This window comes from Burkholderia thailandensis E264 (assembly GCF_000012365.1).
GTDB classification, from domain to species: Bacteria; Pseudomonadota; Gammaproteobacteria; order Burkholderiales; family Burkholderiaceae; genus Burkholderia; species Burkholderia thailandensis.
Map to the genome: position 1 here is coordinate 146,020 of NC_007651.1, position 13,531 is coordinate 159,550.

Below are 13,531 nucleotides of genomic sequence, written 5' to 3' on the forward strand. Positions count from 1 at the left end.
GCTCTAAACGTTCGTTAGCGCGGCGAGCCACCGTCGTATCCGAACCCGTTCGACGACACGGGCTCCGGCAGTCCCATGGCCTTCCGAAGCCGCAACAGGTTGGCAGCGACCGCCGCTTTGCTGCTATCGACCGTCGGCGTTTTGTGCAACTCGCGCCACTGCTCGGTCATCTGGTCGGGCGGTACATCAAAGCGCTTCAGCCAGGCTTCGGTCGCGATGGTCGTGTTGAGCATCGGCGCAGTGCTGTCGAGCGTACCGCTCTGCAAGATGTCCATCTTCTCGGCGATGATGGGACGTAGCGCCGCGTCGAGCAGCACGTACGCCGGCGGGGGCAGAGGAGGCTTTCCTGGCCCGGCGGACACACTGGCTTGCGGTGCAACGCCCGCTTGCACGATCAAGCCACCGTCGCGCAACGCCTGGCGCACGTACCAGTCCGGCGGCAGTGTGAGCGAGTCGGCTCCGCCGGCGGCGCGCACGAGGTTCGCGTCCAGCGCGACGATCCAGTCCACCGTCTTGATCGCCCCTTCCAGCATAACGGTGCTGTAACCCATGGGGTCGCCGACGTCGATGCCCGGCCCGTAGCGACGGGCGTAAAAGTACTCGCTCGCCTCGTTCGCGTTAAGCTCCATTGGCGGAAGATTCACGCCGTAGCCGGCGTGCCCATGAACGATGGGCAGTGCTTCGCACATCGCTACGAACAATGCCTGAAATTTGCCCGGCCGTTGTTCCAGGAACGCTCGAGGAACGGTGAAAACGAGGGTATCGAGCCCGCGGTTATGCGTCGCTTTCCATTCGCCTAGCGCAAACACGGAAAACTCGTAAAACCCGGTTGCGAGTTTGTGGTCGGCGCTGGTCATCGTCGCTACAAGCGATGCATCCCCTGGCGTTGATGTCGCTAGACGCTCGAACGCCGGGGCCTTCTCGTATGCCATCGGCTGCTTGCCCTCCGTGTAAAACCATCGGAGGGGACCTTCTTTCGAGGGCTTTTGACCCGCCGCGACTTCAAGGGCATGGTGATACTCGTCCACCATCGCGGCGTACTGCTCAAAGCATTGCACCAACGCTTTCCGGACCGTCGGTGTGTACCCGTTCCGGAAATACAGGACCCCGCGCACGACGAGCGCGGCGCCTGTGATGCCCTTTCTGTACGCAGGCTCAAACAGCCCGAAAGGGAGTGTGTCCGCGCGGCGAGGATCTTTCGCCCATGCTGCGATTTCTTCATCCGTCATGACAACGTGCTCACGGGAAAACGGGAAGGGGAGGCATCGGCGGAAGCGGCGGCGGACCGCCGCCCATCAACGGACTGCTGCCACCGCCAAAAAGACCTTCGAGATCGGATTGTTTCGAGGCTTTCGACTGCGAGGATTTCGAGGTCTCAGTGTCCTCCTTTTCCTCCCCGCACTTACATTCCGCCGGACCAATCCGCTCAAACTTGTTCGGCCCGCCTGCGATCCGAATGTAGTCCGCCCGCTGCTCACGACTAAAATCGTCGGGTGGAAACTTCATTTCCGCGCACATTTTAATGTTCGACTGCACGGGTGGCTGATCGGGGTCGTTGACGACGATAACGTCTGGCCGACGAATCAAGCCTTGCCCAGCCAACTTCTTGTACTCGGCGTAGCCGCCGGGCCAATACTTGTTGAGCCAGTTGGGAATGAAGGGATGCGGCTGGAGCGGGTCTTGGGAACTCATGATCGGCGTTGGCACGTCGGGACGCATGTCGTAGGCGACTTCTGGACGGTATACCGTTCGCTGGCCGGTGGTGACCTGCGAAACCATGTCTTGGTAGTTCAGCCGTTGCATGACGCATCGCTGGCGCTGAATCTTGCCATCGACCGAGGCCACGCCGATCCGTTTGCAGTTGCAAACGGTATCGCACAAGATTGCCCGGTCTTTTGGCGACAACCCGCTCTGCAGACCGACTTGCGTGGTCCGACCTTCACCGGAGGCGGTCCCACCCGTCGAGTAGCCGGAGCCGTAACCACTCATTCTGCGCTCTCGCGTCCCGGGTGGCTGAACATCAGCGACGAACCCTCGTCTCCCTCGAGCCATTCGGTGAACCCGTTTGCGTCCGTCTTCCCCTGTACGGTCCGTCCGTCCGACGATTTGATGGTGTACGGGTGGCCGGCGACCGGCTGGCGGGTGACGTCGTCGAGCACCTGGAATCTGCCGCGGTGGGGCGTTTGCGCGTTGGTATCCGACACAACGCTCTTTCCACGGCCGACAGCGCCACCCGGACCGGACGTCGGCTCGGCGGTCGTGTTGTTCTGTGATGCGATGAGCGTGGCGCCGCAAGCGGTCGTGTCCCCTTCGGACGCGACGGGGCGACCGTCGAACGTCACGCCGAGATTTTTGACTCCGACGATCGGGTAAATCCCGCCGCACTTAGGGCATGACACCTTGTCGCCCAGGAGCGCGAGGGGGATGCCGTCCGACTTGTTCTCTGGCGAACAGGCCAGCACGCGACCGCCGTGGGAAGTCGTATCGCCTTCGCGGATGAATGCAAAACCCATAAATCTGTGCCCTCTCTTTTTTGTCGGAGGAATTTAGCACAGGGGGTTTTCCCGGGACTACTCTGTCGAGGTTGACAGAGCTTTCGCATATCACACCCGCTAGCAGCGCTTTGGCTTAGCGGATTCGCGGTGGATCTGTGCGTCCGTTGGCGGCGCGTGCGACGCGAACGCCGAAGGTCTGCGAATTCGGCACTCATGGACCCCAGGTATGCGTATCGCAGCGACGGTGAGGCTGGTCGATATGTATCGGCGTGGATTGATGTAGACCCAAAATGCCTACATGGTGCCTACACGAAACCCAGAAAGCAAAAAGCCCAGCCGTGTAGGCTGGGCTAAGTGCTTGAATTTATTGGTGGGGCGTGAGTGACTCGAACACTCGACCTACGGATTAAGAGTCCGCTGCTCTACCAACTGAGCTAACGCCCCCAACAGAAGCAAAATTATGCACGGGCTTTTCAGCCTTGTCTAGCCTTTTTTGCATTTTTTCCGAAGCGCTTCCGCTCGCCCCGCATTGCTGTTCCGAACGCGCACGATCCGTCGCATCGTACGCGCTCCCGGTATGATGTCGCCCAAACCCTGTCGCGCGGCGGGCGCGCGGCTCTTTCTGGGCGTACGACAATGGACGAAAACACTGTCCGTGATTTGCTGGATCGGCTCCTTGCTCCGTGGGTCCGTTCTCTTTCCCTCACTCCCGTATCCGTTTCCGAGGAGAGCGTCACCCTCCGGTTGCCGTTTTCCGGCGAGCTTCGCCATTCGGGCGGCGTGATCTGCGGGCAGGTGTTCATGGCGGCCGCCGACACGGCGATGGTCGTCGCGATCTCCGCTGCGCTCGGCGAATTCCGGCCAATGACGACCGTCGCTCTCAATACCCACTTCATGCGCCCGGTCCGCAAGGGCGACGTGCTCGTCACCGCTCGCGTGCTGCGGATGGGCCGCAATCTCGTGTTCGGCGAAATCGAGCTGTTCGACGAGGACGGCAAGATGGCCGTTCACGCGACGTCGACGTACGCGCTCGTCTCCTGAGCGCGGGCAGCGGCAGGCTGGAACGAGGAGCGCATCCGATGTTCGACCAGGTGGTATTCGCGGGCGGCGGCAACCGCTGCTGGTGGCAGGCGGGATTCTGGGACGTCGTGCGGCCGGCGCTCGACCTGCGGCCACGCGTGATCGCCGGCATCTCGGCGGGGGCGGCGACCGCCTGCATGCTGTACACGCGCGACTCGCGCTGGGTGATGCGCTATTACGAAGAGGCGCTCAGGCACAACCGCAGGAACGTTCATTGGGGCAATCTGCTGCGCGCCGAGCCGGTCTTCCCGCATTACCGGATCTACCGGCAGGCACTCCTCGACATCTATGGCGAGCCGTTCGCGAAGCTCACCGGCGCGCCGGACATCCGCATCGGCGTGTCGCACGTGCCGCGCTGGCTCGGCGCGCGCAGCGCGGTCGCGGCGGGGCTCGTCGCGTACAACATCGAGAAGTACGTCCGCAAGACGCTGCATCCGACGCTCGGCCGCTCGCTCGGCTTTCGTCCGGAGTTCGTCCGCGCGCAGGATTGCGCGCGCGTCGACGAGCTCGCGGATCTCGTGCTCCAGTCGTCGTGCACGCCGCCGTTTACGCCCGTCCTGCGTCGCAACGGCCGGCCGGTGCTCGATGGCGGGATGGTCGACAACGTGCCGGTCGGCGCGCTCGACGCGTCGCCCGGGCTCGTGCTCGTGATGGTGACGCGGCGCTACCCGCGTCCGCAGACGTTCGTCGTCGACCACGGCGGTCAGCGGCGGCTCTACGTGCAGCCTTCGAGCAAGGTGCCGATTTCGAGCTGGGATTACACGAGCCCGCATCAGATGCGGCACGCGTACGATCTCGGCCGGCGCGACGGCGAGCGCTTTCTGAGCGCCGCGCCGCAGTGTCTGGACGACGGCGGCGCGGCGCGTTGACGCCGCGAGCACCGGGGCTTCGCGAGAAGTGGGGGCGGCGGATCGTCGTGCTCAGGCGCTTGGTGCGTGAGGCGCGGCAGGCGGCAAGGGGCCGCTCGCGCGCCGCGCTCGCTGCCGCCGTTCAGCGGCGAACCCGCCCCTGATTGAGCGCCTCGGGATTCGCGACGCTCGACAGATCGCCCGCATCGAATGCGAGTATGTTCTTGAACGCCGCGCCGAAGTAGAGCTCGTAGCTTTCACGCTCGACATAGCCGATGTGCGGCGTGCAGATCACGTTCTCCATTCGCAGCAGGCTGTAGCCCTGCAGGATCGGTTCGCTTTCATAGACGTCGATCGCGACCATCCCTGGCCGGTTGCGCGCCAGTGCGGAAACGAGCGCGTTTTCTTCGAGCAGTTCCGCGCGACTCGTGTTGACGAGGAGCGACGTCGGCTTCATTCGCAGCAGGTCGTCGAGCTTGACGATGCCGCGCGTGTCGTCGTGCAGGCGCAGGTGTAGCGACAGCACGTCGGCCTGCTCGAAGAACGCCTCGCGGCTCTCGGCGGTCGCGTGGCCGTCGGCGCGCGCCGCTTCGAGCGAGTGCTCGCGCCCCCAGACCAGCACGTTCATCCCGAATGCCTTGCCGTAGCCGGCGACGAGCCGGCCGATCTTGCCGTAGCCCCAGATGCCGAGCGTCTGCCCGCGCAGCACCTGGCCGAGCCCGAAATTCGGCGGCATCGCCGACGTCTTGAGGCCCGACTGCTGCCACGCGCCCTGCTTCAGGTTCGCAACGTACTGCGGGATGCGGCGCTGCGCGGCCATGATGAGCGCCCAGGTCAGCTCGGCAGGGGCGATCGGCGAGCCCGCGCCCTCGAGCACGGCGATGCCGCGCTCCGTGCACGCGTCGAGATCGATATGAGTCGACACGCGGCCCGTCTGGCTGATCATGCGCAGATGCGGAAGCTTGCCGAGCAACTGCGACGTGATGTGGGTGCGCTCGCGAATCAGCACGAGCGCTTCGACTTCCGCCAGGCGGCTCGCGAGCTGCCCGAGGCCGCGCACCGTGTTGTTGAAGATCTTCACTTCATGGTCGGCAAGCATCTCGAAGCAGTTGAGCTTGCGGACGGCGTCCTGGTAGTCGTCGAGAATGGCAATTTTCATGGCGTGTTTCGGGATTCGCGCGGGATGAGCGATGTGAGGTGGTGGCCGCCGCGCGGCGTCGCGCGCCGGTCCGGCCCGGTTTGAGGGCCGTAATGATCCTATGACGGCGCGGCAACAGGTGTATCTCTTTTTAACAGCTTGTTACGCGGTGCGGCAAGCGCCGAGGCCGGCGGTGGATCGCGCTGATCGGACCCCGCGTGATGTCGGGCTGGCGGCAGTTCCGACGTTTCTCGATTGGGCAATTTAAGGAGGGAGATTGCTCAATTATTTCTTTTTTCAGAACAATTGGTCTATCTAGCTAGGCAGGCTGAGCAAGTTTGAAGGTTTTTATCGAGATTTCGCGGGAAGTTGAGCAACTCTGCATCTTTTTCGCTGTCGTAGGAAAATTACCCATTTGCTTCATATTTTTGAAGCGGTAACAGCGGTAGGAGTGGAGTATGGATCATTTGCAGTCGATGCGAGTGTTCGTCAAGGTCGCGGATCTCGGCAGTTTTGCCCGGGCGGCGAGCGCGATGGACATCTCGAATGCGGTCGCGACGCGCCACGTCGCCGACCTCGAAGGCCGGCTCGGCACCCGCCTTCTGAATCGCACCACCCGTAGCCTGTCGCTGACCGAATCCGGCCAAGTCTATCTGGAGCGAGCCCGCCAGATCCTCGACGAGCTCGAAGACGTCGAGCAGATGGTCGTCGCGCGCAACCACGAGCCCGTCGGCACGCTGCGGATCGTCGCGCCCGTCGTGTTCGGGCTGCACAACCTCGCGCCCGTGCTGCAGACGTACACGCAGCGTTTCCCGAAGGTCATTCCCGATCTGACCCTCGTCGATCGTCAGGTGGATCTCGTCGAAGAGGGATTCGACGTCGGCATCGTGATCACGCGGCAGATGCGCAGCGCGAGCATCGTCACGCGCCGGCTGACGACGGGCTGCATGGTGGTCTGCGCGACGCCGAGCTATCTGGAGAAGCACGGCACGCCGACGCATCCGGAGCAACTCGTCGAGCATCCCTGTCTGAGCCTGCCGTCCGAATATTGGGGCGACGAGCGCGTGTTCACCGGTCCGGACGGCGAAGTGCGCGTGCGGCCTTCGAACGTCGTCGTCGCGAACAACACTGAGATGCTGCGCCAGTTCGCGATGCTCGGCATGGGCGTCGCGATCCTGCCGAGCTATCTGATCGGCAGCGACATCGCGCGCGGCAAGCTCGTGCGGCTGCTGAGCGACTACCGGCTGCCGCAGGTCGAGATCAACATCGCGTATCCGAGCCGCCGCCACCTGCCGGCGAAGGTGCGCACGTTCATCGACCATCTCGTCGAGCACTTCAGCCAATCGCCGGACACGATGCTCGGCGAGCAGTGGGCCACGCAGGGCGTGGCCGGCCAGCCGCTCGACGCGTTGCCTGCCGATGCGCTCGCCGAGCGCTCGAGTGCCGATCCGGCGTTGTCGCCGCGCCTGCCGCGCGCGCCGCGGGCGCGCGCCGTCGTACCGTCTCCGCTGTAGCGCCGCACGGCGTCGCGCGCATCGTCCGGCGTGCGCGCACGCCGTCGCGCGGCGAATCTCCTCCGCCAAAAGCAAAAGCGCGGGCTCGTCGAGAGCCCGCGCTTTTGCTTGGGGTGGTGCATTGCAGTGTAGTGCCGGCGGCCGCCGGGCCCGGGCTGCGCGGCATCGCGGACGCCGCTCGGCGAAGCGCCGGCACGCCGCGCATTCGCGGGGCCGGCATTGCGCCCGTCAAGAGCCCGTCTTGCGTGCCGGCGTCTTGCGCGCGGCCGTCTTGCGGGCGGGCGCTGTCTTCTTTTCAGCCTTGTCGTCGCTGTCGGCAGCGGCATCGGCGGCCGCAGCCGTCGATTTGGACGCCGTCTTCTTCGCGGCCGCGGGCTTCGGCTCCTTCTTCTCGAACTCGAAGCCGATCTTGCCGTCCGCCTGCTTGACGAGATACGCCTTGAAGTTGCGCCCGGTGCGCGACGACTTGAAGTTCGGCAGCAGATCGGTGCGGCCGTTCTCGAGGAGCTTCGCCATCTGCTCGCGGGTGATCTCCTGCTGCAGGATCACCTTGCCGGAGCGGAAGTCGCAGGTCTTCGGGTTCGCGACCGCATGCTCGCAGACGTAGCTCATGCCGTGCTCGAACACGCGGCCCTTGCACTTCGGGCACGCGCCGACCGGCTCTTGCGCGGAGAAGTCGGGCGCCTCGCCTTCTTCGCCGCCTTGCTCCTGGCCGAAGTCGAATTCGAGCTTGTAGTTCTTCGTCTCGTCGTCGAACGTGAGCTTGAGGATCGCGGAGAACGGCCGGCCCATCTTGCTGCGAAAGCCCGACAGCGGCCCGATTTCCTTCTTCTGCAACAGTTCCTCGACTTCGGCGATCTCGAATTGCCGGCTGCCCGGGATCTTCGAGATCGAGAAGTCGCACTTCGTGCACGCGAAGCGCCGGTAGTTCTCCTTCACCTGGCCGCCGCAGTTCGGGCACGGCGTTTCGAGCGTCGCGTAGTCGCCCGGGATCGTGTCGGAATCGTATTCCTTCGCGCGCTTGACGATCGTCTGCGTCATCCGCGCGATTTCCTGCATGAACGCGTCGCGCTGCAGGTTGCCGCGCTCCATCTGCGACAGCTTGTATTCCCATTCGCCCGTCAACTCGGGCGCGGTCAGCTCCTTCACGCCGAGGCCGCGCAACAGCGTCATCAGCTGGAACGCCTTCGCGGTCGGAATCAGCTCGCGGCCTTCGCGCAGGAGGTACTTCTCGCCAAGCAGGCCTTCGATGATCGCCGCGCGCGTGGCCGGCGTGCCGAGGCCCTTCGCGGCCATCGCTTCGCGCAGCTCGTCGTCTTCGACGAGCTTGCCCGCGCCTTCCATCGCCGAGAGCAGCGTCGCTTCCGAATAGCGCGCGGGCGGCTTCGTCGTCAGGCCGTGTGCGGCGATCTTGTCGGTCTTGACCTTCTCGTCCTTCTGCACCGGCACGAGATTCGCGTCGGCGCCCTCCGCGTCCCGGCCGTAGACCTGCAGCCAGCCCGGTTCGACGAGCACCTTGCCTTCCGTCTTGAAGTGATGGCCCGCGACCTCGGTGATCCGGGTCGTCACCTTGAATTCGGCGGCCGGGAAGAACACGGCGAGGAAGCGCTTGACGACGAGGTCGTAGAGCTTCTGCTCCGGCTCGGACAGCGATTTCGGCGCCTGCAGCGTCGGGATGATCGCGAAGTGATCGCTGATCTTCGAGTTGTCGAAGATCCGCTTGTTCGGCTTCACCCAGTTCTTGTCGAGCACCTGCTTCGCGTGCGGCAGGTAGTTGTTGCTCTCCTTGAGCATCTCGAGCGTCGACTTCACCGTGCCGAGGTAGTCCTCCGGCAAGGCGCGAGCGTCGGTACGCGGGTAGGTGAGCACCTTGTGCTTTTCGTACAGCGCCTGCGCCAGGCCGAGCGTGTTCTTCGCGGAGAAGCCGAAGCGGCTGTTCGCCTCGCGCTGCAGGCTCGTCAGGTCGTACAGCAGCGGCGAGAGCTGCGTCGACGGCTTCGATTCCTCGGTGACGGTGCCGAGCTGGTCACGACACGCGGCGACGATCGTCTCCGCCGCGGGCAGGCTCCAGAGGCGTGAATCGCGCTTTTCGGGGTCGAACTCGTCCTTCTTGAATTTCGGATCGAACCAGCGGCCTTCGTAGAAGCCGCCCGCGCAGACGAATTCCGCGCGCACTTCCCAGTAGTCGCGCGGCACGAAGCGGCGAATCTTCTCCTCGCGCTCGACGACGATCGACAGCGTCGGCGTCTGCACGCGGCCGACGGTCGTCAGGAAGAAGCCGCCGCCCTTGCTGTTGAACGCCGTCATCGCGCGCGTGCCGTTGATGCCGACGAGCCAGTCGGCTTCCGAGCGGCAACGCGCGGCATCGGCGAGCGGCTGCATGTCCACGTCGGTGCGCAGGTGCGCGAAGCCGTCGCGGATCGCGGCGGGCGTCATCGACTGCAGCCACAGGCGCTGGACCGGCTGCTTCGCCTTCGCGTGCTGCGCGATCAGGCGGAAGATCAACTCGCCCTCGCGCCCCGCGTCGCATGCGTTGATCAGGCGGTCGACGTCCTTGCGCTTGATCAGCTTCGTCAGCACCTTTAGGCGCGACTCGCTTTTCGCGATCGGATTCAGATCGAAATGGGGGGGAATGACGGGCAGATGCGCGAAGCTCCACTTGCCGCGCTTGACCTCGTATTCCTCCGGCGCGGCGATTTCGAGCAGGTGGCCGACCGCCGACGACAGTACGTATTCGTCGCTCTCGTAGTATTCGTCATGCTTGGTAAAGCCGCCCAAAGCACGCGCGATGTCGTTCGCGACAGAAGGCTTTTCCGCAATGATGAGTGCTTTCGACATGACAGTGTGTATTGATGGACCGGGCGAGCCCGATGCGGGCCCTTTTACGACGGCTTTATAGCACACGGCGCCCAAACGGCGGCCGGCGCGAGCAAAAAGCGGGTCATCATAAGTGTGGGCAAGGGCGGCGGCAAGCCTGTCGCACGCCCTCTCGCGTAAACGAGCGGTAAAGTTGCATTCTGCGGCCGATATTTCGGGGCCAGACGATTTTAGTCGAACAAATTGCGTAATTTCGGTGCATGCGGCGCGCCCGGCAGCGCGGTCAGGTCGGCCAGCATTCGTTCGACGATTGCGGCATGCGGCAGCACCGTGCCGAAGAAGCGGACCGAGCTTGCGTCCTCGACGAGGAGCGTCGGAAAGTTCTCGACGTCGAGATCGTCGAGCCGGTCGGCGTGCGTTTCGACGTCGATCCATGCGAAGCAGGCGCCGGGGTGGGCGTCGGCAAGCCGGTCGAACGCCGCGCGGTATTCGCGGCAGGTGCCGCACCACTCGGCGCACAGGCAGGCAACGAGCAGCGTGCCGGGATTCCGGAGGCGCTCGGCGATCCGATCTTCGTCGGTGTCGAGATTCAGCGCGGGCATTGGCGGTTTTCCTTGCATCGTAAGATGGCGGCGGCTCGAGCGAACGCCCGGGCGGGACGCCTATGCGCCGGAATTTAGCACGGCGCTCGTCCCGCGCGCTTGAGCGGGCTCTGCCTGCGCGCCATCGATGCGGGTGTAGCGGCCGCCCGGCAGCGTCGCGATGCGGCCGGCCAGTTCCAGTTGCAACAGCAGCCGGTGCAGCGTGCCGCCCGAAAGCGACGTGCGCTGCGCGAGCAGTTCGGGCGGCACGGGGCCGTAACCGATCGCGTCGAGCAGCCGGCGCGCGTCGTCGTCGAGATCGGCATCGGCCGCGGCGGCGGGGGCGTCGCGCGCCGGGCCCGCAGGGCGGGCGGGCTCGAGGCCGAATTCGTCGAGCACGTCGGCCGCGGTCTCGACGAGCTTCGCGCCGTCGCGAATCAGCGCGTGGCAGCCTTGCGACAAGGGTGCGTGGATCGAGCCGGGAATCGCGAACACGTCGCGTCCCATTTCGTTTGCGAGCCGCGCGGTGATCAGCGAGCCGGATCGCAGCGCCGCCTCGACGATCAGCACGCCGCCGGACAGCGCGGCGATCAGCCGGTTGCGCTGCGGAAAATGGGCGGACCGTGCGGGCGTGCCGAGCGGCCACTCGGAGACGAGCGCGCCGCGCTCGGCGATCTCGTGGGCGAGCGCATGGTGGCAAGCCGGGTAGACGAGGTTTGCGCCGGTGCCGATCACGGCAACGGTGGCGTTTGCGCCGTCGAGCCCGCCGCGGTGCGCGGCGCCGTCGATGCCGCGCGCGAGGCCCGAGACGATCGCAAGGCCCGCGTCCGACAACTCGCGCGCGAAGCGCGTTGCGTCGGCGAGCCCCTGCGGCGTCGCTCCGCGGCTGCCGACGATCGCGACGGCCCGCGCATGGAGCAGCGCGACGCGGCCCTTTATATATAGCAGCGGCGGCGGATCGTAGAGCTCGGCGAGCCGCTCCGGATACGCGGGATCGTGCCGGGTCACGAGTGCGTTGCCGGGCTCGTCCAGCCAGGCGAGCGTCGCATCGACGCGCTGCGCGAAATCGTCTGCGGGCGGCGCGAGCACCGCCCGGGCCGCGGCGTCGCCGACGAGCGCCGCCAGTTCCGCATGCGACGCCGCAAAAAGCGCTTCGGGCGACGCGAACGCGCCAAGGAGTGCGGCGCACGCGGCGGCCGGTACGCCGGACGCGGCGGCCAGCCGCAGCCAGCCGGCGAGCTCGTCGCGCGTCAGCGATCGCGGCGACATGACGAAATCCTCGAGAAGCGCGGCCTGCGGGCTGCGTAGTGCCGTGATAAAATTTTCATCATCCGAAATAGAACGAATGCCGCGCGCGCAAGCCCACGGCGATTGGCCGGTCATTGCGACGCGCGGCGGATTCCGCGCGTCGTCGAATCCATCTTGAGGCCGGCGCGCGCGTCGCGGGAGTCGGCCGAACGGCCGATGCGCGCGGGTCGTTCGTCTCTCAACACTGAAATCATGGCTTTGCTGAACATCCTTCATTACCCCGACAAACGGCTGCACAAGGTGGCCAAGCCGGTCGACAAGGTGGACGACCGTATTCGCAGGCTCGTCGCCGACATGGCCGAGACGATGTACGCGGCGCCCGGCATCGGGCTCGCGGCGACGCAGGTCGACGTGCACGAGCGCGTGATCGTGATCGACGTGTCCGAGGACAAGAACGAGCTGCGCGTTTTCATCAATCCGGAGATCGTCTGGACGAGCGACGGCAAGCAGGTCTACGAGGAAGGCTGTCTGTCGGTGCCGGGCGTCTATGACGAAGTCGAGCGGCCTGACCGCGTGCGCGTGCGCGCGCTCGACGAGCAAGGCGAGCCGTTCGAGCTCGATTGCGAAGGGCTGCTCGCGGTGTGCATCCAGCACGAGATGGATCACCTGATGGGCCGCGTGTTCGTCCAGTATCTGTCGCCGCTCAAGCAGACCCGGATCAAGACGAAGATGAAGAAACTCGAACGCGCAATGTGATGCGCATGGCTGCCCCTAGATTCATTCGTACATGACACATTCACTGCGCGTCATTTTTGCCGGCACGCCGGAATTCGCCGCGGCGGCGCTCGCCGCGATTCATGAGGCCGGTTTCCCGGTGCCGCTCGTGCTGACGCAGCCCGATCGTCCCGCCGGGCGCGGGATGAAGCTGCAGGCGAGCGCCGTGAAGCGCTATGCGCTCGAGCACGGCATCACGGTCGCGCAACCGCCTTCGCTGCGACGCGCGGGAAAGCACCCGGCCGAAGCCGCCGCCGCGCTCGATTTGCTGCACGCGACGCCGCACGACGTGATGGTCGTCGCCGCATATGGCCTGCTTCTGCCGCAAGAAGTGCTCGACCTGCCGCGATACGGCTGCATCAATATCCACGCGTCGCTGCTGCCGCGCTGGCGCGGCGCCGCGCCGATCCATCGCGCGATCGAGGCGGGCGATGCCGAGACGGGCGTCACGCTGATGCAGATGGACGCCGGGCTCGACACGGGCGCGATGCTGCACGACGCGCGCGTCGCGATCGCGCCCGACGATACGACGGCGACGCTGCACGACAAGCTCGCGGCGGCCGGCGCGACTCTCATCGTCGACGCGCTCGTCGAGCTCGAGCGAGCGGGCGCGCTTGCCGCGACGCCGCAGCCCGACGACGGCATCACCTATGCCGAGAAGATCGGCAAGCACGAGGCGGCACTCGACTGGCGCAAGCCGGCCACCGTGCTCGCGCGGCAGGTGCGCGCGTTCGACCCGTTTCCGGGCGGCGCGGGCACGCTCGACGGCGTGACGCTCAAGCTGTGGGCGGCCGACGCGATGCCGGCGCGCGGCGACGCAGCGCCCGGCACGATCGTCGATGCCGGCGCGGACGGCGTCGTGATCGCCTGCGGCGAAGGTGCGCTGCGCGTCACGCAATTGCAGAAGCCGGGCGGCAAGCGTCTGCCGGCGCGCGAGTTTCTCGCGGGGGCGCCGCTTGCGGTCGGCCAACGTTTCTCGCCGCCCGACACCGCCGCGTAATTGCGTCGTCTGCCTACAGTTCATCGAAATCGCGCG

At 65.6% G+C, this 13,531-nt stretch carries 12 protein-coding genes and 1 tRNA gene; 5 read left to right on the top strand and 8 right to left on the bottom strand.

Annotated features, from left to right (window positions below; all coding sequences use genetic code 11):
* Window positions 1-14: 14 nt before the first annotated feature.
* The 4 genes from BTH_RS12800 to BTH_RS12815 all read right to left on the bottom strand — a co-directional run bounded on the left by BTH_RS12800 (window position 15) and on the right by BTH_RS12815 (window position 2,939).
* Window positions 15-1,229 carry a DUF3396 domain-containing protein gene (locus BTH_RS12800; RefSeq protein WP_011401674.1) on the bottom strand — a complete coding sequence of 405 codons (1,215 nt, stop codon included), beginning with the start codon at window positions 1,227-1,229 and terminating at the stop codon, window positions 15-17.
* Between the two features lie 10 nt (window positions 1,230-1,239).
* The gene (locus tag BTH_RS12805; protein ID WP_011401675.1) at window positions 1,240-1,989 is read right to left on the bottom strand and encodes a VRR-NUC domain-containing protein; all 750 of its coding nucleotides are present in this window, start codon (window positions 1,987-1,989) and stop codon (window positions 1,240-1,242) included.
* Window positions 1,986-2,513, bottom strand: coding sequence for a PAAR domain-containing protein (locus BTH_RS12810; protein WP_011401676.1), 528 nt, complete (start codon window positions 2,511-2,513; stop codon window positions 1,986-1,988). The genes BTH_RS12805 and BTH_RS12810 overlap by 4 nt, the downstream gene beginning before the upstream one ends.
* Before the next feature lie 350 nt (window positions 2,514-2,863).
* Window positions 2,864-2,939 (bottom strand) — tRNA-Lys (locus BTH_RS12815).
* A gap of 192 nt (window positions 2,940-3,131) precedes the next feature.
* Between BTH_RS12815 and BTH_RS12820 the strand changes: the two genes are divergently transcribed.
* Both BTH_RS12820 and BTH_RS12825 read left to right on the top strand, forming a co-directional pair.
* Window positions 3,132-3,536: a PaaI family thioesterase gene (locus BTH_RS12820; protein WP_009893658.1), complete on the top strand. Its 405-nt coding sequence runs from the start codon at window positions 3,132-3,134 to the stop codon at window positions 3,534-3,536.
* A gap of 38 nt (window positions 3,537-3,574) precedes the next feature.
* On the top strand, window positions 3,575-4,444 hold the full coding sequence (locus BTH_RS12825; RefSeq protein WP_009893657.1) for a patatin-like phospholipase family protein: 870 nt from the start codon (window positions 3,575-3,577) through the stop codon (window positions 4,442-4,444).
* Window positions 4,445-4,565: 121 nt separating this feature from the next.
* Here the strand turns inward: BTH_RS12825 and BTH_RS12830 are convergent, their stop codons facing one another.
* Entirely contained in the window at window positions 4,566-5,582 is a 1,017-nt protein-coding gene (locus tag BTH_RS12830) for a D-2-hydroxyacid dehydrogenase family protein (protein WP_009902110.1), read from the bottom strand.
* Window positions 5,583-6,019: 437 nt separating this feature from the next.
* On the opposite strand from BTH_RS12830, the gene BTH_RS12835 reads away from it, so the two are divergent.
* Window positions 6,020-7,075 (top strand): LysR family transcriptional regulator, encoded by a 1,056-nt coding sequence (locus BTH_RS12835; RefSeq protein WP_009893648.1) that lies wholly within the window; start codon window positions 6,020-6,022, stop codon window positions 7,073-7,075.
* Window positions 7,076-7,303: 228 nt separating this feature from the next.
* Here the strand turns inward: BTH_RS12835 and BTH_RS12840 are convergent, their stop codons facing one another.
* From BTH_RS12840 to dprA, 3 genes are all read right to left on the bottom strand, one after another.
* Entirely contained in the window at window positions 7,304-9,913 is a 2,610-nt protein-coding gene (locus BTH_RS12840) for a DNA topoisomerase III (RefSeq protein WP_009893647.1), read from the bottom strand.
* A 209-nt stretch (window positions 9,914-10,122) separates the two neighbouring features.
* The gene (locus BTH_RS12845) at window positions 10,123-10,494 is read right to left on the bottom strand and encodes a thioredoxin family protein (RefSeq protein WP_009893645.1); all 372 of its coding nucleotides are present in this window, start codon (window positions 10,492-10,494) and stop codon (window positions 10,123-10,125) included.
* Window positions 10,495-10,554: 60 nt separating this feature from the next.
* A complete protein-coding gene (dprA, locus tag BTH_RS12850) occupies window positions 10,555-11,742 on the bottom strand; it encodes a DNA-processing protein DprA (RefSeq protein WP_009893644.1) in 1,188 nt (395 codons plus the stop codon).
* A 231-nt stretch (window positions 11,743-11,973) separates the two neighbouring features.
* Here dprA and def point away from each other — a divergent pair, with 231 nt between their 5' ends.
* A complete protein-coding gene (gene def, locus BTH_RS12855) occupies window positions 11,974-12,477 on the top strand; it encodes a peptide deformylase (RefSeq protein WP_009893641.1) in 504 nt (167 codons plus the stop codon).
* A 31-nt stretch (window positions 12,478-12,508) separates the two neighbouring features.
* A complete protein-coding gene (gene fmt, locus BTH_RS12860; protein ID WP_009893640.1) occupies window positions 12,509-13,495 on the top strand; it encodes a methionyl-tRNA formyltransferase in 987 nt (328 codons plus the stop codon).
* Window positions 13,496-13,531 lie beyond the last annotated feature (36 nt).

Excerpts from the sequence above, each read along its gene's own strand:
- BTH_RS12800 (WP_011401674.1), bottom strand. The coding sequence starts at position 1,229 with ATGACGGATGAAGAAATCGCAGCATGGGCGAAAGATCCTCGCCGCGCG.
- BTH_RS12805 (WP_011401675.1), bottom strand. The coding sequence starts at position 1,989 with ATGAGTGGTTACGGCTCCGGCTACTCGACGGGTGGGACCGCCTCCGGT.
- BTH_RS12810 (WP_011401676.1), bottom strand. The coding sequence starts at position 2,513 with ATGGGTTTTGCATTCATCCGCGAAGGCGATACGACTTCCCACGGCGGT.
- BTH_RS12820 (WP_009893658.1), top strand. The coding sequence starts at position 3,132 with ATGGACGAAAACACTGTCCGTGATTTGCTGGATCGGCTCCTTGCTCCG.
- BTH_RS12825 (WP_009893657.1), top strand. The coding sequence starts at position 3,575 with ATGTTCGACCAGGTGGTATTCGCGGGCGGCGGCAACCGCTGCTGGTGG.
- BTH_RS12830 (WP_009902110.1), bottom strand. The coding sequence starts at position 5,582 with ATGAAAATTGCCATTCTCGACGACTACCAGGACGCCGTCCGCAAGCTC.
- BTH_RS12835 (WP_009893648.1), top strand. The coding sequence starts at position 6,020 with ATGGATCATTTGCAGTCGATGCGAGTGTTCGTCAAGGTCGCGGATCTC.
- BTH_RS12840 (WP_009893647.1), bottom strand. The coding sequence starts at position 9,913 with ATGTCGAAAGCACTCATCATTGCGGAAAAGCCTTCTGTCGCGAACGAC.
- BTH_RS12845 (WP_009893645.1), bottom strand. The coding sequence starts at position 10,494 with ATGCCCGCGCTGAATCTCGACACCGACGAAGATCGGATCGCCGAGCGC.
- dprA (WP_009893644.1), bottom strand. The coding sequence starts at position 11,742 with ATGTCGCCGCGATCGCTGACGCGCGACGAGCTCGCCGGCTGGCTGCGG.
- def (WP_009893641.1), top strand. The coding sequence starts at position 11,974 with ATGGCTTTGCTGAACATCCTTCATTACCCCGACAAACGGCTGCACAAG.
- fmt (WP_009893640.1), top strand. The coding sequence starts at position 12,509 with ATGACACATTCACTGCGCGTCATTTTTGCCGGCACGCCGGAATTCGCC.